General features: G+C 71.2%; 16 protein-coding genes. 10 read left to right on the top strand and 6 right to left on the bottom strand.

Annotated elements, in window-relative coordinates; translation table 11 throughout:
• The first annotated feature begins 100 nt into the window (after positions 1 to 100).
• The 3 genes from ACSRUE_RS08725 (at position 101) to ACSRUE_RS08715 (ending at position 3,821) form a co-directional block, all read left to right on the top strand.
• Complete coding sequence (locus ACSRUE_RS08725; RefSeq protein ID WP_441293069.1) at positions 101 to 820, top strand: hypothetical protein; 720 nt, start codon at positions 101 to 103, stop codon at positions 818 to 820.
• Positions 821 to 1,052: 232 nt separating this feature from the next.
• The gene (locus tag ACSRUE_RS08720) at positions 1,053 to 2,039 is read left to right on the top strand and encodes an SUMF1/EgtB/PvdO family nonheme iron enzyme (RefSeq protein ID WP_441290602.1); all 987 of its coding nucleotides are present in this window, start codon (positions 1,053 to 1,055) and stop codon (positions 2,037 to 2,039) included.
• A gap of 354 nt (positions 2,040 to 2,393) precedes the next feature.
• Complete coding sequence (locus ACSRUE_RS08715; RefSeq protein WP_437763665.1) at positions 2,394 to 3,821, top strand: hypothetical protein; 1,428 nt, start codon at positions 2,394 to 2,396, stop codon at positions 3,819 to 3,821.
• 99 nt (positions 3,822 to 3,920) lie between these two features.
• Here ACSRUE_RS08715 and ACSRUE_RS08710 read toward each other — a convergent pair whose 3' ends face one another.
• Entirely contained in the window at positions 3,921 to 4,493 is a 573-nt protein-coding gene (locus ACSRUE_RS08710; RefSeq protein WP_437943442.1) for a hypothetical protein, read from the bottom strand.
• Between the two features lie 1,234 nt (positions 4,494 to 5,727).
• Here ACSRUE_RS08710 and ACSRUE_RS08705 point away from each other — a divergent pair.
• Positions 5,728 to 6,126, top strand: coding sequence for a hypothetical protein (locus tag ACSRUE_RS08705; RefSeq protein ID WP_441290601.1), 399 nt, complete (start codon positions 5,728 to 5,730; stop codon positions 6,124 to 6,126).
• Positions 6,127 to 6,215: 89 nt separating this feature from the next.
• The gene (locus tag ACSRUE_RS08700; protein ID WP_441290600.1) at positions 6,216 to 6,839 is read left to right on the top strand and encodes a hypothetical protein; all 624 of its coding nucleotides are present in this window, start codon (positions 6,216 to 6,218) and stop codon (positions 6,837 to 6,839) included.
• A 55-nt stretch (positions 6,840 to 6,894) separates the two neighbouring features.
• Here the strand turns inward: ACSRUE_RS08700 and ACSRUE_RS08695 are convergent, their stop codons facing one another.
• A complete protein-coding gene (locus tag ACSRUE_RS08695) occupies positions 6,895 to 8,007 on the bottom strand; it encodes a PhoH family protein (RefSeq protein WP_441290599.1) in 1,113 nt (370 codons plus the stop codon).
• Between the two features lie 548 nt (positions 8,008 to 8,555).
• On the opposite strand from ACSRUE_RS08695, the gene ACSRUE_RS08690 reads away from it, so the two are divergent.
• From ACSRUE_RS08690 to ACSRUE_RS08675, 4 genes are all read left to right on the top strand, one after another.
• Positions 8,556 to 10,007 (top strand): porin, encoded by a 1,452-nt coding sequence (locus ACSRUE_RS08690; RefSeq protein ID WP_441290598.1) that lies wholly within the window; start codon positions 8,556 to 8,558, stop codon positions 10,005 to 10,007.
• Between the two features lie 159 nt (positions 10,008 to 10,166).
• Positions 10,167 to 11,450: a penicillin-binding transpeptidase domain-containing protein gene (locus ACSRUE_RS08685; protein WP_441290597.1), complete on the top strand. Its 1,284-nt coding sequence runs from the start codon at positions 10,167 to 10,169 to the stop codon at positions 11,448 to 11,450.
• Positions 11,451 to 11,874: 424 nt separating this feature from the next.
• The gene (locus ACSRUE_RS08680; protein WP_437546551.1) at positions 11,875 to 12,171 is read left to right on the top strand and encodes a hypothetical protein; all 297 of its coding nucleotides are present in this window, start codon (positions 11,875 to 11,877) and stop codon (positions 12,169 to 12,171) included.
• 325 nt (positions 12,172 to 12,496) lie between these two features.
• Positions 12,497 to 12,676, top strand: a complete 180-nt coding sequence (locus ACSRUE_RS08675; RefSeq protein WP_044967002.1) for a hypothetical protein — start codon at positions 12,497 to 12,499, stop codon at positions 12,674 to 12,676.
• A gap of 157 nt (positions 12,677 to 12,833) precedes the next feature.
• Here ACSRUE_RS08675 and ACSRUE_RS08670 read toward each other — a convergent pair whose 3' ends face one another.
• From ACSRUE_RS08670 to ACSRUE_RS08655, 4 genes are all read right to left on the bottom strand, one after another.
• Entirely contained in the window at positions 12,834 to 13,355 is a 522-nt protein-coding gene (locus ACSRUE_RS08670) for a hypothetical protein (RefSeq protein WP_437763658.1), read from the bottom strand.
• Positions 13,356 to 13,414: 59 nt separating this feature from the next.
• Positions 13,415 to 16,465, bottom strand: a complete 3,051-nt coding sequence (locus ACSRUE_RS08665) for a BamA/TamA family outer membrane protein (RefSeq protein ID WP_441290596.1) — start codon at positions 16,463 to 16,465, stop codon at positions 13,415 to 13,417.
• 24 nt (positions 16,466 to 16,489) lie between these two features.
• Entirely contained in the window at positions 16,490 to 17,617 is a 1,128-nt protein-coding gene (locus ACSRUE_RS08660) for a hypothetical protein (RefSeq protein ID WP_441290595.1), read from the bottom strand.
• Between the two features lie 123 nt (positions 17,618 to 17,740).
• Positions 17,741 to 18,589 carry a methionyl-tRNA formyltransferase gene (locus tag ACSRUE_RS08655; protein WP_441290594.1) on the bottom strand — a complete coding sequence of 283 codons (849 nt, stop codon included), beginning with the start codon at positions 18,587 to 18,589 and terminating at the stop codon, positions 17,741 to 17,743.
• Between the two features lie 104 nt (positions 18,590 to 18,693).
• Between ACSRUE_RS08655 and ACSRUE_RS08650 the strand changes: the two genes are divergently transcribed.
• On the top strand, positions 18,694 to 19,512 hold the full coding sequence (locus ACSRUE_RS08650) for a cell division ATP-binding protein FtsE (protein WP_012240581.1): 819 nt from the start codon (positions 18,694 to 18,696) through the stop codon (positions 19,510 to 19,512).
• Positions 19,513 to 19,532 lie beyond the last annotated feature (20 nt).

The raw sequence follows: 19,532 nt of genomic DNA, 5'->3' as shown, positions 1-19,532 counted from the left end.
CCGAAGAGCAGGATTGCGAGGGGAATAGGGGAGCCCCACGTTCAGTCGAACGCACCAGGCTGTGGAACTCTTCCCTGACATTGTAGGAGGCAACGTGACCATGCTTGCTCGCCATCGCCATTCTTTCCTCGCGCTTACCTTCATCTTGCCCGCCATCTACACCGGCTGCGTCGTGACCACGGCGGACACCGACAACGAGGTGGACCAGACGGTCGGCCCCGGCGTCACCCACGGGTCCACGGGCAGCGGCGGCGACGGCGGCACCGGCGGCCAGGGCGGCGACGGCGGCACCGGCGGCGACGGCGGCGACGGCGGCGACGGCGGCCAGGGCGGGACCGGCGGCAGCGACGCCTGCATCGAAGCGTCGGACGGCGACCTCACGGTCGCGGCATGCGACGAGCTCAACATCTCGCCTGCGCAGGGGGCGACGAGCCAGTGCGGCGCGAACCGCGACGAGGACCCGATCGGCTACGGGCTCTGCAAGCACGGCTTCGCCGTCTTCTCCCCGGGTCACGCCGCGGACCTCGTGGACTGCCTGAGCGACATCGGCGTGGAGCGGGCGTGCGATGTGGATCCCGTTCAGGCGTGCATGAACCGCACGTACGCCAACGCGTGCCCGCACCAGGCCGACGAGATCTGCGACACCATCTCCGAGTTCTGCGACGCCGGCACGTTCGACCCCGCCAAGTGCGCGGCTCAGATGAACCCCCTCAACCGAGATGCAGCGGACGAGCTCGTCGCGTGCATGAACGACAACCCCGATGTCTCCTGCCAGGACGCTTACGACGCATGCTACGAGGAGATCATGGCCTTCTACTGACCCGGCAGCCGCCGCGGGTGCACGGCCTGCGCGCCCACCGTGCGCGCTCTGCTCTCGCCGTCCTTTTCCTCTGGCATTCGACGCACACCAGATGACCTCTGGGCCTCTCACCAGCTCATACCCACCTTAGCGCCTCGGCGCGCGCAGCCTCTCATGTAGGCCGGTTCGGGGAGCCCCCGAGCGCGGTATTCGGTTGCAAAAAAGATCGCGGGAAGGGATCCTCGGCTCCTCCGTGGCCAAGGACTCCTCCCGCCCGCGCCTGGCAGCCTCCGTTCCGCGATCGCCGGGGGCGCGTCCATTCCTCGGTGGAGCGCTGCTCGGCGTGCTCGTCGCGGCGGCCGGCTGTGCTCCCGGGTCGACGACAGCGGAGCAGATCACGCCGCGCCTGATGGTGCGCGCCTCGCTCGAGGGGACCGCCGCCGTCCCGACGGAACGGCGCATCAAGGCCAAGGAGAGCGCGCTCGCTGCCGTCAAGGACAGCGCGACGCTCGCCTCGGGGATGGAGTCCGAGATCGGCGCCATCTCGATGTCCTCCTCGACGGCCAGCGCGCGCTGCCCCGCGGAGATGGCCCTCGTCGACGATCGCGTGTGCGTCGACCGCTGGGAGGGCACTCTGGTCGAGGTGACGCCCAGCGGTGAGCGCCCCTGGTCGCCCTACGATCCGATTGACGGGAACGAGCGCAGCGTCCGCGCCGTGTCCTGGCAGGGGGTCATCCCCCAAGGCTACATCAGCGGGCGGCAGGCCAAGCTGGCGTGCGCGGCATCGGGCAAGCGCCTGTGCACCTCGGAGGAGTGGGTGACCGCCTGCCGAGGGCCGGACGACACGACGTTCCCCTACGGCGCGCTCCGCCAGCAGGGCGTGTGCAACGATGACGAGCGACGGGTCCACCCCGTCGCCGAGATCGCCGCGCTGCTCGACATCAAGCCCGAGGAGCGCTGGACGACGGCGATGAACAACCCGCTCATCAACCAGCTGTCCCAGGCGCTGCTCCCGACGGGCGAGCGCGCGGGATGCACCAACGCCTACGGCGTGTTCGACATGGTAGGCAACCTCCACGAGTGGGTCGATGATCCGAGCGGCACCTTCCGGGGCGGCTATTTCATGGACACGACGCGCAACGGCGAGGGCTGCAAATATGCCACGACCGCCCACTCCTTCGGCTACCACGACTACTCGACTGGCTTCCGGTGCTGCATGGATCCGGAGCAGGCCGACTAGTGCTGGCCGCGCGGCGTGCGGCCGGCACGATAGCGGCGTGCAGGTTCGTGTGATACGGGCTCAGCCGGTAGGCAGGCGAGTGAGGCGTACGAAGGTACGCCGCAGCGAGCCGAACGACGCGGATGAGCCTGTACCGCGCGAACCTGCACCCCGCTATGGGGCAGACGTGAATCGAACGCGGAGCTCGGGGCGACCCAGCGGGGAGACCGGGCGATCGCCGCGCGCGCATCTTTCCGTGACGCGACGGGCGCTCCGACAAGATGGCTCGGGCGCAGCGCGAGCGAGCGAGCGCGTCGTGGAGAGGCCAGGGCCGCCGCGCAGCAAGCCAGGGCGCCACCAGCGGAGAGATTGCCGATGCTCGACTCCCTAGTGAGCGCGCCCACGCGGCGCCGTGCCGCTGCGACCGCCCTTGCCGCCCTGACGGCCCTCCTGGCGCTCGGCTGCGGGAAGAAGGAAAAGGCAGCGCCCATCACCGTCCCGCCGCCCCCGGGCGCGGCGTCCTCGGATGAGCTCACCACCGCCATTGGCCAGGCGCGTGGCATCGATTCGGCGCTCGCGCCGTCGTCGACCCGATGGCGCCGGGCGTTCGTGCTCGATGAGAGGCGAGCCGTGGTGACAGGAGAGGTCGAGAACGAGGCGATCGCGCTCGTGACCGAGAACGCAGGCCGGACCTGGCGATCTCTGCGGCGCGTCCGCGAGGGGTGGTCGACCTGGTCGGTCGGCGGAGACGGCGCCACGGTGCTCACGACCGGTCCGCGCGGCCCGGCTCTCCCGGCGGAGACACGCGGGAATCGAGGGACGCCGTCCGCGCCGGACCCGCCGAGTCTCTTCTTCGCTCCGTTCGAGGCGACCGACCTCTCGGCACCTTCACCGGTCACGCTTCCCGCGCTGAGCCGCGGAGCGCGGCCGCTGGTCAACGCTGTGCCCGCGGTGCTCTCCGCCGAGAGCGCCGCGCTGCTCGTGGAGCCCAAGCCTCGGCACGCGACCCTCGTCTATGCGGGGCCGGCGGGCGCCGAGCCGGTGCCTCCCGTCCCGCTCCCCACGCAGGAACAAGCGCTGCCCGTGCCTTATGGCCGCCCACCGACGCTCCTGTCGGTGCGCGGGCGCAACCTCCTCGTGCGGCCCGTCCCCGCGCCGGGGAAGCCGCTCGACGCACCGAAGAGCGTCGAGGGACTCGCGATGAGCCCAGCGGCTATCGCCGCGCTCTCCACGACACCAGCATGCGACTTCGCCGGCTGGTCGATCCAGCTCGTTCCTCAGCCGCCCGACAAGACCGCCGTGGTCGCCGTCTCCGCTGCCCAGACAGCCGTGCTGAAGCTCCCGGCGAAAGCCCCGCCCGGAGCGTCGGTCGGCTGCGCAGCCGACCGGATCATGGTCGAAGTCATGACGCCCACAACCGGAGAGCTCACGCTCGCGACGTGCACCCTCCAAGGCACCTGCGTCATCGCCGAGAAACCGCCCTTTCGACCCTGGCTGGAGCCGCATGAACGGTCTGTCGCCCTGGCGCCCACACGCGAAGCCGTCACCGCAGTGCTGACCTCCCGCGCGGCAGCGCGATGGGGGCTCTATATCGCGCAATCGCCGGAAGTGGGCAAGATCTACGACGTCCCCAGGGTCATCGGCGAAGGCGCGGGCGAGCGCGGCCGTATCGAGCTCGGAACCCTCCTCTCGTTCGGAAATCGACTCTTGATGCTCCTCCAAGCGGACGTCACCGGGACATCGCGCCGCGGCTGGTACGTCGCGGCCTCCGATGATGGCGGGCTCACCTGGAGCCCGCCCTGAGCTCCGTCTCGAACGGGATAGTCATTCCAAACGCGGCGCGTCAGCACAGCTTGCATCCCTATCTGTTGCTGACGTGCGCGGTGGTCCTCAGACCTACTTCTACTTCGGAGGAGCAGCAGCCGGAGCGACGCGCTTGCGGCCCTTGGCGCTCGGCTTCTTCACGGGCGCAGGCCCAGCCGCGGTCTTGCGCGCGTTCGCGCTCGCCTGCTCGGCGGTCTTCGCGTCGCCTGCATAGCGGGCGAAGCGACGGTCGCCACCTTGGAAAATCCGCTTCTCCAGCTTCAGCTCCTTCAGCGCGGCGGCGGCGCGGGTCTGCGGGATACCCGCCTGCTTCGCCACCTCGCTCGCGCTGACGCCAGAGCTCGCTTTGACGACGCGCTCGACGGCATCCAGCGTCTCCTGACGCTCCGCCGAGGCGGCCGGCGACTTGCGCGGGCGACCAGGCCGACGCTTCGGCGCGGCGCCGCGCTTGGCCGCGACGGAAGACGTTTTGGACTGGACCGCTCCAGCAGCGCGGGCGCGCGCGCGGCTGCGGCGCGGGGCCGCAGGAGGAACCAACGGCGCTTCCCCTGTCACGGCGCCCAGCTGATTCTTGACGAGCGCGAGGATCGCCTCGTCCGGCATTTTCCGCACGAGGTTTACAATCTGCTGTGAAAAGGCGTCCGTTGCCATGTGCTCTCCCTCGTCGCCGAATCCAGCTCGGCGGTTGGATACGACTATGCCGTTGCCACTTGCCTGGTCAAGCGAATTGAGGATAGAGGGCCGTCTTTTCTTTCAATAGGCGCTGCGGGCGGGCTCAATCGGAGAGCTCATTGGACGGGACGGCCCCGAACGGCTGGGCTGCTTTGCTCGACAGGCGCCGAGCGATGAAGCCCGCCAGCGTCGATTGATGGCCGAGACCCCTCCCCCGCGCAGGACGGCCCCTGGGCCGCGCCAATCCTCGCTCGGCCCCCTTGACGATGCACCGCGGCATTGCGTGTCTCGGGTGCTCGGGTCTGGTCAGGTAAGCACCGTCCGAGAACCGAGCAACCCCGCGCCTCGGGCCGCGCCCGTCACGGGCGGCAATGCGGGCGCGCGCACATCCGCGAGGCGCAGCGACCCGGCGCGAGCCTCGCCACCCCCAATCATTGAAGCGCCTCACGCAGGGTGCGACCGCCTGGCGACCACAGGCGGCCGGCGCGCGGCTACATTGCACGCCCCGGGCGCACGACTGACCTATGCGGAGGCGAGATAGGATGCCCCGCTCGGCGGGTGGGGCGCAGCACGGACGCTTCGCTATGAGCGCCGGCGGGGCGGGAGTCCGGGTCGAGCTCTCGACACGACATCCGCTCATCACGCCCGGGATTGCGCGGACCCACGCTGACCGCCCGATCGCGCGCCAACCCGCCGAGCTCTTCGAAATGACGACTCGGCGCCGGTCCCGCCGCCGTAGGCCCGCTCGGGCCGCTCTCGACATCACGCGCGCGGCCGCCGCCCGCCGCTCCCGCTGGGTAGGCGCTTGAAGGCCGTCGTGCCCGGCGGACCGGCGTGTGCGCGCGGCTCAGGCTCATCCCGCAAGACACCTCGTTACATAGCAGAGCGCGGAGGCGCGCTCATCATCGTCTTCGGCCTCTCCGATCGTGCCCTTCCGAGAGAGCTCAGCCTTCGGCCCCACGCTCGCGAGCGCGAGTCCGCGCGTCCACCGTGGGGGCACGTCCTCTACGACATTGGCGCCTGCTCCAATGGGAGGACGACGGCGGGGAGCCGGCCGGCTCCGCCTCGACTTCTTCAAACGCCTTCCTGTCCATATCTACGACGCCCAGGATCCACCCCGCCCCCGCTCGACCTCCGTCCGACCGGCGGCCGAGATTGACCAGCCGCCGACAATCGGTTGACACGCGCTTCGGCCGCGGAGAAGGATGCGCGCATGTCGCTGGTGCGCGTGCTCGAGCCAGAGGCCATGGATACCGACGAGGACGCGCGGGCCTACGACAGCATGGACCACGCCGCCGCGAACACGGCGCTCTGCGATGCGCTCCTCTCCCACAACCCCGGTCTCGCAACCGCCCTCGACGTCGGCGCAGGGACGTGCCTGTTGCCCATCGCGCTTTGCAGGCGCGCCCCGCCGCGCGGATCGAGGCGATCGATCTCTCCGCGGCGAGGCTCGAACTCGCGCGCCGCCATGTCGAGCAGGCCGGGCTCGCTGCGCGCGGCGCTCTCGCTCGACGAGGTGCGTGAGATGCTGCGCTCGCTCCGGATTTCCCCCGAATGCGCTCAAGTGACGAGCGACCGGCACCGGACCCTCGCGCTCCGCAGGGCCTCCTGATCCGGAGGCGCCGCGCGCCGATCCGGGGCGCGGCGCGGGCACGTCAAATCGACGCGACGGCCAGCCCGGCTCGTAATAAAAGCGTCCACGTGAACGCCACCGGAACACGAGCTCGCCGCGCGCGCGGCGTTGCCTCCGCGCTCTTCCTGTCCTTCGCCGTCGTCCTCGCGGCATGCGAGGAGAACCCGCCTCGCCCGAGCGAGCCGGAGCGGCCCGCGCCCCCGCCGCCCCAGCCGAGCGCGGGGCTCGCGCCGCCCGCGGCCAGCTCGGCCGCAGCAGAGCCCCCGAGCGCAAGCGCGCCGGGAGACGCGGGCGAGCCGAAGGGCACGCCCGCATGGCAAGGGACCTGGGAAGGGCGCTACGACGCCAAGAAAGGCAGCGTCGTGATGCCCCCGAAGGTCAAGGACGCCGCGCGCCAGAAGGACGACGGGAAGCAGGTCACCGGCCCTGGGACGGTGACGCTGACCATCGAGCCGAGCGGTGAGCTGAAGGGCACCGCGAAGGGAGCGCTCGGCGACGCGACGCTCGTGGGAAAGGTCGAGGACGGCATGGTCCGCGCATCGGTCTTCCCCGACGATCCGCGCGCGCCGAACGCGATGACCGGCGTCCTGGTCGGCGAGCTGAAGGAGAACGCCATCCACGGCAGGATCCGGGTGACCGGGCCCGATGCCCTCCTGGTGCGCGAGTCCCCCATCGAGCTGAAGAAGAAATGATCAGCGCAGCCTGGCGAGACGCCGACGCCGGCGCCTCGCCCGGCTGCGTCGCGCGTCAGCTCGCCGCGCCGGCTCCTCCCGGCTCGCCTGCCGGCGCGCGGCCCTGCGGCTCCTGCGGCGCAGCCCCGGCCTCTCCCGCGGCGCCGCCGCGCGCGCCGCCGCGACCCGCCTCCGCCCGCCGCTCCTCGCGCTGGCGTGCCACCTCGGCGTCCCGTTGCTCGTACGCCACGATGATCCGCTGCACGAGCGGGTGGCGCACGACGTCGACCTCGGTGAACGAGCAGATCGCAATCCCGTCGATCCCCGCGAGCAGCTCGCGCGCCTCCGCGAGGCCGCTGCGCGCGCCGTGCGGGAGATCGACCTGCGTGACGTCGCCCGTCACCACGGCGCGGGAGGCGTAGCCGAGGCGGGTGAGGAACATGCGCATCTGGTCGCTCGTCGCGTTCTGCGCCTCGTCGAGGATGACGAAGCAATCGTTGAGCGTGCGGCCGCGCATGAAGGCCAGCGGCGCGACCTCGATCTGACCGCGCGTCACGAGGCCTTGCGCCTTGTCCGCATCCATCATGTCATGGAGCGCGTCGTAGAGCGGGCGCAGGTAAGGATTCACCTTCTCGGCGAGATCGCCGGGGAGGAAGCCGAGCCGCTCTCCCGCCTCGACGGCAGGACGGGTCAGGATGATCCGCTTCACGCGGCGCTCGAGCAGCGCGTGCACCGCCATGGCCATCGCGAGGTAGGTCTTGCCCGTCCCCGCCGGCCCGATGCCGAACGTCATGTCGTGCGATCGGATCGCCTGGATGTAGCGCTTCTGCGCCAGCCCCTTCGCCGAGATGGGCCGGCGGCGCGCCGAGATGAGCACGACGTCCTCGAACAGCTCCCGCAAGGTCATCCCCGGGTCGTCCCGGAGCGCCTGCACTCCGCGCACGTAGTCCTGGGGATCGAGGACCACGCCGCTCCTCAACATCTGCGCGGCCTCTGCCAGGCACCGCTCGGCGAGCGCGACCTTGTCGGCGTCCCCGGCGAGCCGGATCGTGTTGCCTCGAACGCCCGACTCGATGCCAAGAGTGCGCGCGATGAGCTTGAGATGCTCGTTCCCCGGCCCGGCGAGGGCCACCAAGGTGGTGCTGTCGAGCACCTCGACATCCGCCGTGATCCGCACGCTGGTCGTCATCCCGTGATCCTTCCCCGCCTCTGCCCCGGCGCTCCGTCGCCGGCATGTGCCGCCACCACTCCATGAGCGGGACCTTGACGCGGCTCACATCCCGCTCGAACGTCGCGCTCGCTCGCCGTATGGCCTACACAGAATCGTAACGTCCTGGTCATAATTTCGCGTCGCAGTGCATGCGAGATCCGGCGAGCGGGCGAGCCGCACACAGGGAGAACTGCATGAGGTTAGCTACATCGGCGCTGCTGGGCATGACTGTTACGCTGTCGGGCCTTTCGGCGCTAGCACAGCCTGGACCTCCGGGCCCAGGGCAACCTGCCCCACCGCCGCCTCCAGCCGCTGCCCCGGCGGCCCCTGCCGGCGCGGTTCCGCCCGCTGCCGCTGCCGCTCCGACGCCCGCTGCCGCTCCGACGCCCGCTGCCGCTCCGACGCCCGACGCGGCGCCGCCCGCCGAGGAGCTGCCGCCGCCCCCGCCCCCTGGAGCCGCACCGACGGCCGCGCCGCCGCCTCCTCCGCCTGCGCAGGTGTTCGCGCCGACCGCCGGTGCCGCCATCGTGAGAGAAGAGCAGCGGCCGCTCGCCGGCTGGCACGGCGGCTTCTTCCTCCGGGACGCGAACGACAACTTCCGGCTCTACCCGAAGGGGAGGCTGAACTTCGACTTCGCCAGCAGCTTCGGCGCCGGCGTGTCGGACGTGTCGGCAGCGAGCGGTGGGAGCGCGCTCAAGCCGCGCTTCTTCATCCGCCGCGCGCGGCTCGAGGTGGCCGGCGAGTTCCTGAAGAGGTTTTCCTTCGATGTCGACGTCGACTTCGGCGGCCAGGGGCTCGCGAACGCCAACGGCCGGAGCGAGAACGCGGCCGCCGCAGCCGGGCAAGCGCCGACCGCCGAGACCGCGCGCTTCGCGCCCGTCGAGAGCACCACCGCGAACGCCGTGCTCGCCGACGCCTGGATCAACTACTCGGTCATGCCCGCGCTCAATTTCCTGTTCGGGCAGCACCAGGCGTTCTTCTCGATGGATAACCAGACGAGCGACAACAGCACGACGTTCATGGAGCGCAACATCGCGACCCGGAGCTTCGCCTACCCCGAGGGCAAGGACATCGGCCTGACGATCTGGGGCGACGTCGCCGACAGGATGGTCGTCTACGGCGTCAGCATGGTCGGCGGCGACGGGCAGAACCGGCCGGGCGTCGACAGCGAGTTCGATTTCATCGGCCGCGTGGTCGCGCGCCCGTTCGCGAGCGACAAGAAGGGGTTGCTCGCGAAGGCGCAGATCGGCGTCAGCGCGCGCTACGGCGACCGCGACCACAGGTACGTGGGCTACGACTATGCGTCCATCAGGACGGCGCAGGGCTATACGCTCTGGGGCGCCGGCTACACGGACTCGCTGAAGCGCCCCATCCACGTCATCCCGTCGGCCTCGCAGGCCGCGATCGGCGGCGAGCTCCGGCTGCCCATCGAGATGGTCGAGCTCCGGGCCGAGGCGTACTACGTCGCGAACGACACGCGCGAGGCCGTGGAGGGCTTTCAGCTGACCAACACCGAACGGCTCGGGCAGGTGAAGGGGCTCGGCTGGTACGTGCAGCTCTCGGCGTGGCCGGTCGGCCACGCCTTCGTCAGCGGCGATCCAGGGTTCTCCCCGCGCCCCACGAAGGTCGATCTGTCGAAGGAGCTCGAGAAGCCGAAGTCGGGGCTCGAGGTGGCGGCGCTCCTCGCGGGGATCAACGCGACGTACGACGGCGCGTCGCGCGGGGGTGCGTACGACGAGAAGACGCCGGGCGCCGACGGGGGGCCGGGCACCGACCTCAACGTCATGCAGATCGGCCTCGCCGCGAACTACTGGTACACGAAAAACATACGGCTCGGCGTGAATTACAGCGCCTACCTGACGCCCGGCAGCGGCTCCAGCGAGAACCTCCTCCGGGTGCCCGGCAATACGGTGACCCCCGCCGATCCGGACGCGCACGCGCTGCACGAGCTCGGCGCCCGGCTCAGCATGTCGTTCTGACGCGCCCCCGCCCCACCGCGGCCGGCGTCCCGGCCGCGCCCCTCATCCTTTTGGCCTCCAACGATCCGCGCCGCGGGCGCTCCAGCGCGGGCGCCTCGCCGACAAGGTCGCGCGCCTCAATTTTGGCCCAGGGCAGCGCGGCGGGGTACCCGTCGGGCCATGCGCGACATGCGTCAGTGGATCGCCGTCGGTGCAGCCGTGGGGCTCGTGGCTGTGACCCTCCCCATGCTGCGCGAGCACGACGTCCAGCTCGGGGGGCTGCTCGCCAAGAAGACGACCGCCGGGGGCCCGACGATCACGCGGACCGTGACGCCGCCGCCGCTCACGGACCTCGATCTGACGCGCATCGACGACCGGAGGACCCCGCCCACGGCGCCGGCGCACGGCGACCGCGTCGCGGAGCTGACCGTCGACCCGCTGTACCAGCGGGCGGCGCTCGGCTTCCTGCGGGCAGGCCAGGTCCCGGAGGGCGCGGTCGTCATGACCGATATCCGCACCGGGAAGGTGCTGGTCTGGGCGAGCTACGTGAACGAGGGGGCGATGCACGACGTCGCCGCAGAGGCCACCGCGCCGTCGGCGAGCGTCTTCAAGGTCGTGACCGGCACCGCCCTCGTCGAGGCGGGCCTGAGCCCGAACACCAAGCAGTGTTATTCGGGCGGCGAGCACTCGATCCGGCCGGCGGACATGGTCGACAACAAGCGCCGCGACAAGTACTGCGCGACGCTCGCGCAGGCGATGGGCCGGAGCATCAACACGGTGTTCGCGCGGCTCGCCGCGAAGAACCTCGACCACGAGAAGCTCGGCGCCGTGGCCGAGAAGCTCGGCTGGGGTCAGGACACGCCGTTCGACGTGAAGGTCGCGACGAGCACGATCTCGCTCCCGGAAGACGATCTCGGCTTCGCGCGGACCGCGGCGGGCTTCTGGAACACGACGCTGTCGCCGTTCCAGGGGGCGAACCTGGCGACCACGATCGCCAATGGCGGCGAGATGATCCGGCTCCACGTCGTGTCGAGCGTCAAGGACGAGATCGGCGACATCTACCAGGGCCCGAGCGAGCGCCAGGTGCTCAAGCGGGTGATGGACGAGAGCACGGCCAACGCGGTGACCGCGATGATGGAGGCGACGGTGGATAACGGCACGAGCTACCGTTCGTTCCATGATCGCAACGGCCGCCCCTACCTCCCGGATATCCGCGTCGCGGGCAAGACGGGGACGCTCACGAAACCGACGCCCGAGGGGCCCTTCTACACCTGGTTCGTCGGGTTCGCGCCGAGCCGCAAGCCCGAGGTCGCCATCTCCGTGATGGTCGCCAACGGCGCGAAATGGCGGGTGAAGGCGACGAACGTCGCCTGCGACATGCTCCGCACCTACTTCGCCGACAAGGGCGCGCCCGGCGTGCGCGATCCGAACAACCGGACGGGCGCGACAGCACTCCGCCGCTGACGCGGGGTCGACGAGCCGCAGCGCGCCAGGCCGATCGGCGCCGCGCTGCGCAGATGCACCTGAACGCGGCGCCGTGCCCCCGGCGAGGTCCCCTCGGCCGACGACGGCTGCGCATTGTCGGCCCGTCAGCAGGACCACCGCGCAGCCTTCACGAGGCCTCCGTAAGGCCGAAATCGTTCGTCGTGATTTCCGCCCTCACCAGGATCCGGCGATGACGGTGCGTCATGGACCTGTGTGCCTGCCTGGTTGCGGCAGGTGTGCAGGCTCAACGTACAGGCCGCGGCGGCGATCGATTCATGGAAACTTTCCGCCGGGGGGCGACCCTTCCCGCCGGCTCGCCGTCCGCGGCGCGAAGGTCCGGACGGCTCCGATGCAGCCGGACACCCTGGGCCAGGGTGGGACCTAGTTGCGAGAGGTGCTGCTTGTGCAGCTTGTGCTCGGCCGAGATCCGCGTGCTAGCATCTCTGTTGTGCAGGTTGTGCTCCGCAAGCTCGGCCGGGGATCACGCGCAGTCGTTGGCCGGCTCGTCCGTGCACCACGGAAAGGCTCGGTCATCGTCATCGAGTTCTCCGACGGAATGCATGAATATGTCACGACGCCGGTCAAGCGCGTGTTGCGCCTCGCCGGGCGCGAGGTCTTCTACATAGAGACCGTGAACTCCCGGTACCGCCTCGAGGTGCGCGGCCGCGAAGTCGCGCTGGACGGCGCGGTCGGCGGCTGAGCCCTGCCAGGTGCGGCTCAGGCGGCGCGGATCCTCCGGATCCTTCAGAACGAGCGCGCGCCGCTGATGTGACCACGCGCCTCTGACGTGACCGCGCGGGGAGGCCGAGGTTAACGCCTCACGACGGCGCGATGCACTGCACACTCGTCTAGCACGAGAACTGCATCTCCGCGCGCATTGCCCCTTGCGCTTCCATTCGCTCTTGGGCAGAGTCCCGCTCCCTTTGAGGGGCCCCGCGGTAGGCCATCCACCGGTGCAGGATGGGGCTCGCCTGGCGAGCTGTCGTCATGATGCCGCGCCCCCGACCGTGAGGAGATTGAAGCAGATGGGCAAGCGCGATCGCCGCCAGTCGATGAAGATGAGGCGCCGCAAGGCGCAGGCTGCCAAGAAGGAGCGCGCCAAGCGCAGCAAGCTGGCGAAGGCCCCGGCGGAGGTCGCTGGCAAGGCCAAGAAGCCCCGCGCTCCCAAGAGCGCCGCTCCTGCGAGCCCTTCGCCGGCTGCTTGACGTGGTGCGAGGCGCGGTCGATCGACCGCGCACCACGCGCCACCCGTCGCATCGCCGCGCTGTTGCGATCCCGTCGCTCACCGTCGTCGCACGCCGGCGTTGTGCTCGGCCCGGCGCGCCCTCGGCGCGCGGCCGCACACCTCGTCAACGGCGGCGTTCACTCGTCGCGAATCACGCGCGTGTGAAGGCTCAGGCCGGGCTGCCGGCCCATGTCGGTCCCGCTCGCCGAATCGCCAGCCCCATTCTGCGTGGGCTGGGGCTCCTTGGCCGGGGGCTCGCCGAGGAGCCCGGTGTCGCCCTCCCTTCGCTCCTCGCCGATGAGCTCCCAATGGCCCCGCTCGTCGCGCCAGCGCTGCGCCACCCGGGTGCTGCGGACCGTGGCCTCGTCGTTCCGCAGCCAGAGGACGTCGAGGTAGACCTCGGCTTCCTCGCGCTGGGTCATCTCGAAGCCGCCGAACTCCACGTCGACGACCCGGAGGCGCGTGCCCCACCCGGCGTGACGATTCATGAAATCCTGGCGCGCGCTCGAGCCGACGCGCTCGAGCGCGACATCCATGCGGCCGAACCGGGCGGCCGTGTTCATCTCGAGCGCCGCTTCGGTGAGGCGCTGGGACGTGCTCGGGGCGATGCCGCAGCCGGCGAGGGGCAAGAGGCTCAAGGCGAGGAGGATGCGGCGCATGCCGAGCACCCTGGGCGAAGGGGTCGGCGCGGGCAAAATTTCCAGCAGGCGCGCGGCGCTCAGAACGAGTTCGTCGCGACGAAGTAAAACTGACCGCCAGGGATCGCGGGATCGCTCAGGCCGTAGGCGTACCCGAAGCGCAGCTGCGAGGAGAGGACGTACCCGATGCTCAAGCTCAGCCACAGCTCGCCGCCGACCGAGGCGTGCAGCTGGGGCGAGTAGAGCAGGCTCTTCCGCGTGAAGAGGGCGAGGTCGTCCATGTCGAAGCGGTTGAATGCGCCGCCGTGGTCGAGGAAGAGGCTCGCGTCGACGCGGCGCAGGTAGATCGGCAGCGTCACGAGGCCGCGGTCGGGTTGCAGGACGGGCACGCGGTACTCGAACGTCTGCGAGAAGTAGGAGCGGCCGAACATCGCGCCCGGCGCGTAGCCACGGAGCGTGAACGAGCTATTCGTGACCCCGGTGAGCAATGTGTCGACGAGGGTGAGGTTCTCGAGATCGTACCCGCCCACGCCATAGCTGGCGCCCCGGGGGAAGTTGCCGCCAGACACCGCCCCGGCGACGCGAAACGCGAGGGTGTGATCGCCTGACCAGGGCATGGCGACGTAGGCGGTGAGGCCCGTCGAGAACGCGTAGGTCGTATAGCTGCTGCCCGTCTCCGGGCCGGCGTAATCGAGCCCAGCGCTCAGCGACACCCCGCGCGACGCGCCGGCGGCGTCGAGCGAGCCCTCGGCGTTCGAGAATGCGTAGCCGAGGTGCGCGAGGTTCAGGGTGCCCCGCGGCGGGAGGATGGTCCGGGGCGCGTACGGGTCGAGCTTGTCGCCGATGGGGAGCTGCCCCTTGAACGCGGCGCTGCCGAACGACGCGCTCAGCGTATGCCGCGAGAACTCGCCGCGGATCGGATAGCTGATGCCGGAGGAGATCCCGATCGTTCGCTCGTCGTAGACGACGTTTCGGCCGTTGAGGCGGTAGCCGCCGCGCGGCGAGATGTTGTGGTACGCGCGGACGCCGAGGTCGACGGGCAGGCGGCCGTAGTTGTACCCGAGCAGGACGTTCGGGGCCGGCGCGTCCGGCTGCACGGTGAGCTCGCCGAAGATCGTGTGGCGACCGACGATGTCGGTGCCGGTCACGCTCACCGTGAGCGCGTTCGAGCCATAGCTCCCGGGCGCGTAGTCGAGCGTGATCGCGCGCGGCGCGAGCGTGGGAAGCGGGTTGTAAGGGACGCGCTCGAGCCGCGCCGCCGAAGGCTCGGCGGCGGGATCGGGGCGATCGCCCGGGGGCGGCGGCGCCGGGAGGAAGCGCGCCGGATCGAGCGGCATGGCGAAGAGGTCGTGGCCCCGAGAGGTATATCCGACATAGACAAGCGTCTTGCCATCGGGGCTGATCGCCGGGTGCAAGGCCCCGAGTCTCACGTTCGTGACCTGGCGCAACGCGCCGGACGAGACGCCGTAGGCGTAGACGTTGTGGATGCCGGTGCGATCGGAGGTGAAATAGAGCGTCTCGCCGTCGGGCGACCAGACGGGGTTCATGTCGATGGCGCGATCGCGGGTCACCTGTCGGAAGCCGCCGGTGGCGACGTCCACCACGCGGATGTCGCGATAGCCGCCGGCGGTCCAGACGCTGTACGCGAGGCGCTTGCCGTCGGGCGAGAACGACGGGGAGTAGGCCTGCTCGAAGCGGGCGCTCGGGACGAGATCGCGCCGCTCGGACAGGGCGCCATCCCTGGAGAGCCGCGCGATCTCCAGGTAGCGGGTGCCCTTGCTGTTGAGGGAGAAGGCGACGAGATCTCCGGTCGGGCTCACGTCCGGGGCCGCGGATCGGAGGCCGTGCGTCAACCGGCGCCGCCAGGGCTCGTCGCCGTCGGGCGCCGCCTCGCCGCGCGGGAGCGAGACCAGATCGTTTCGGTAGTAGTGGTTGCGCCACGGCAGGAGCGCCGTGAAGATCAGGTCACCTGCCGGCGTGAACGCCGGTCGCGAGGGCGCGTTGGTGCGCGCGACCAGCGCTTCGTGGCGCTCGCTCCCGGGCGCGGGCGCGGCGAGAGGGACGCGGTAGATACCGGGGCGCTCCCTGCCGTCGTCGCGGAAGTAGACGATCTCGTCTGCAGCGGTCCGGCGCGCGGCGGGCGGGACGAACCGCGGGTAGAGCACGTTGCGCCCGTGGTGGGTGAGCCGCGCGCCCTCGCGGAGCCCGCGCGCCTCGACGGCCGCCATCTGCTCTCGGTAGAGCCGGCGGAGGTGGTCCTTCCAGCCCTCGTACAGCTCGACGTAGGTCCTGCCGGTCACGCGGCGGATGGCGCGGTTGATCCCCCACGGGAGGAGCGACGCCCCGTAGTCGGCGGAGACGGCGCGCATCGTGTTGGGCCCGTAGACGTCGATGATCCAGCCCAGGAACCTCGATCCGTAGAGATACCAGAGGTTCCCCTGCGGCCAGCGGTACGCGGAGCTCGAGATCTGATCGAGCCCCGCGATGTTGTCCTCGAGCACGTCGGCGCGCAGGTACATGTCGAACATGCTCGAGCGCATCCGGCCACCACTCGAGTGGTGGCTCTCGCTCACCACGGCGAGCCCCTCGATGATCCACCGCGGCTGCACCTGGTTCGGCGAGAACGTCTTGCCCACGATCGCGTTCAGGATCGCCGGGATCCCCGACGTGTTATCGATGTGCGCGATGTGCGTGAACTCGTGCGTGAGGAGATCGAGGTACCAGTCGTCGTAGTCGCCGAGCGTCGACAGGTCGTCCGGACCGGATGCGAGGAGGTGGATCGAGTTGTAGGGGAGCGTGCCGGCCGACCCGTTCGCCATCTCGGAGTCGTCGGTGATCAGGATCTCCGTGCGGCCCTGCGGGGCGTAGCCGAGCGCATCCTCGACGCGCCCGTAGATCGTCTCGGCGAGCGAGGCGATGCGCGCCGCGATGGGCTCGAGGCCCTGCGGGTAGTGCACGCGGAAGTGGGCGGTCTCGAACGTCCAGAAGGCGAGATCGGGGTCGCCCGTCGCCCGGGCCGGCCGCGGCGCGAGGAGCAGCAGCGCCGCGAGGGCGACGGCAGAGAGGACGGACGCTGCGCGGTGGAGCGGCGGGGTCGCTCTCGAGCCGGCGCGCACGGGAGAAGAGTTCACCAAGATCGAGGCGGCGCGGCGACCTCAGAGGTCGTCGTAGAAGAGCGGCTCCCTGTTCCGCGTGAACCGGGACACGAGCTGCCGGCCCTCCGCCGAGATCTGCGTGATCCGGGCGCCGAAGCCTGGCTCGGCCGAGTCCCTCGAGCCGCCTGCCTCGCGCGTCCACCGGACCGCGGCCTGCGCGGTGAACTCGTAGTTGCCCGGCAGGCGGACACGCAGGGTCACGACGGAGCCCGTCGGCGGGATCTTGTAGGTCGCGACGAAGATGCCCCCGTGCTCGATGACGTCGTTGCCTGCCAGTCCCTTGTAAAAATTCGACGGTGTCAGAGCGCCGAGCTCGACATCGACGACCGCCGCGTGCGCGCGGTGGTCGACGGGCTGCGGCATGGCCTGGGGCGGCGGAGCGCCGCGTGGATCCGCGGCCGGGTGCGAGGCGGCGGGGTAAGCGGGCGAGGCGGGCGCCGGCGCACGCCGCGGCTGCTGCGGCGAGGGGAGCGTGTGCTGGAGGGGCGGAGACACGGCCACCGCGGGCACAGGAGCGACCTGCGCGGGCGCGGCCACCGCCGCAGGCGCAGGTGCGAACGGCGCGGGCGCGGCCGCAGGCGCAGGCGCGAACGGCGCGGGCGCGGCCACCGCCGCAGGCGCGAACGGCGCGGGCGCGGCCACCGCCGCAGGCGCAGGCGCGGGCGGCGCAGCGACGGGCACAGGCGCGAACGGCGCTGGCGCGGCCACCGCTACAGGCGCTGGCGCTACAGGTGCTGGCGCAGCCACCGCCACGACGGGCGCCGGCGCGGCCGCCGCTACGGGCGCACGCGCCTGCGCGGAGGCGCCGGCGGCCTGCGCCCTGCTCAGCGCGTTGACCTTGCTCAGCGAGGAGGCGACGTGCTCCATCAGCACGTCCACCACCGGATCGGCCGCGGTGATCCTCTGCAGGCGGTTCAGGACGTCGCGCACATGGCCGAGCGCGATCTCGCTGCCGTCGAGGGCCTGACCCCCGGAGCGCTCGATGCGGTGCATGATGCCCATCGCCTGCGCTATCGGCTCGGCGAGCGCCTCGATCTCAGGCGACACCCCCCCGTTCGACTGGAGCGCATTGAGCGCCGCGGCGAGCAGTTCGCGGGCGCTTTTCGCAAGCTGCGCGGGTTCCGACATGAATCCTCCGAAGGGCGCATCCTACGCGGTCGCGCGCGCATCGGTTCAGGATTCGATGGCCGCGAGCCGGCCAGGCGACCCCGCCGGCGACGCGGCCGGCCGCCAAGCGCCCCCTGCCGACGGTCACCCGCGCGACGCCCCCGACGCCACGAGGGCCGCGAGCTCACCCACCGACGCCGGCTCTCCGTCGATCTCCCCCTCCAGCAGCGCGACGGCCGTGTCGCCGGTCCGCACCAGGACCGCCCCGCCCTCGACCACCGCCTCGCCGGGCGCGAGCGCTTCGGGGAAGCTCGCCGCCGGCGCGGCCCGCAGGACGATGACGCAGGCGCCCTCGATCTCGGTCCACGCTCCCGGGGCCGGCGCGAGGGCGCGGACGTGCAGGAGGACGCGCTCCGTCGGCCAGGACCAGCAGATGGCGCACGCCTCGTCGTCCGGCGCAGGCGCCTGCGTCGCGAGCGCCGGATCCTGGGCGAGGCCCGCCACCTCCTCGCCGCGCGCGAACCGGGCGACCGTGCGCCGCAGAACCCGGAGGCTCGGCCGGTCGAGCGCCCGGGCGAGCTGCCACGCGGTCCACCCCGGATCGATGCGGAGCCTCTCCTGTTCCAGGATGTCGCCGGTGTCGTACTCCGCCTCGATCCGGTGCGCCGTGACGCCGCTCTCGGCGTCCCCCGAGGCGATCGCCCAGTACGTTGGGTCCGGCCCGCGATGACGGGGGAGCAGCGAGGGGTGCACGCCGATCCCGCCGAGCCGCGCCGCCCTCACGAGCGACATCGGCAGGCGCGTGGTCCAGAACCAGCTCACCAGGAGATCGGGCGCGAGCGCCTCGACGCGCGACGCGAGCTCCGGGCGCTCGACGTCGGGACGCAGCAGGAGGCGCGAGCCGAAGAGCCGGCGGGCCCGGCGGAGCCCCACCGCGTCGGCGCGGCTGATCGCGGCGAGGGCGATGTCGTGACCGTCGCCGTGGAGCAGCAACGCCGCCAGCGGGAGGCCGAAAAAGGCGACCCGCAGAGGGCGCTCGCCCGAGCGTCGGCCGAAAAGTTTTCCGTGTGCGAGCAGGCTGATAGGTGAAGGCTCCGATGGCGGCGCCCCCTCTGCAAGGCTCATTTCGTCCGGCGCTCCGGCCCGGCCACCGCTACGACGCGTCCGCCGCGCGCCGGCCGATCCTCGTCTTCGAGGACGTCTACAAGTCGTACCGCGCCGATCAGCCGGTGCTGCGCGGGATGTCGCTCTCGATCGAGCGCGGCGAGTTCGTGTTCATCACGGGCCCGAGCGGCTCGGGCAAGAGCACGCTCCTCCGCCTCGTGCACCGCACCGAGCGCGTCGACGATGGCCGGATCCTCTTCCTCGGCCGGGACATCGCGCGCCTGACCGACGCGTCGATCCCCGCGCTCCGGCGCAACATCGGCTTCGTCTTCCAGGATTTCAAGCTGGTCCCGAGCTGGACCGTGTTCGACAACGTGGCCATCACGCTGGAGGTGCTCGGCCTCCCGTCGCGCCTGCTCCGGACCCGGGTCGGCGAGGCGCTCGAGCGCGTCGGCCTGGCGGGGCGCGGCGGCGACCGAGCGCAGGTGCTGAGCGGCGGCGAGCAGCAGCGCGTCTCGATCGCGCGGGCGATCGTCGGGGAGCCGACGCTGATCCTCGCGGACGAGCCGACGGGCAACCTCGACCCGCAGCTCGCGATCGATCTGCTCGGGCTGTTCGAGGACATCCACGAGACCGGCACGACCGTCCTGTTCGCGACGCACGATCGGACGCTGCTCGACGTGCGCCCCCGGCGCGTGGTCGTGCTCGACGACGGGAAGGCGACCGACGTACCGCACGGCCTCGGGTCCGGCGGCGAGCTCGCGGACGGCGACGAGGACGAGATGGATAGCGGCGTGCGCGGCGCGGCGTAGCGCCGAGGACTCCGCCTCAC

It is taken from the genome of Sorangium sp. KYC3313 (assembly GCF_052075895.1).
Lineage (GTDB): Bacteria > Myxococcota_A > Polyangia > Polyangiales > Polyangiaceae > Sorangium > Sorangium cellulosum_B.
Note: the sequence above shows the minus strand (reverse complement) of the source record. Positions and strands in the feature narration are given on the sequence as shown.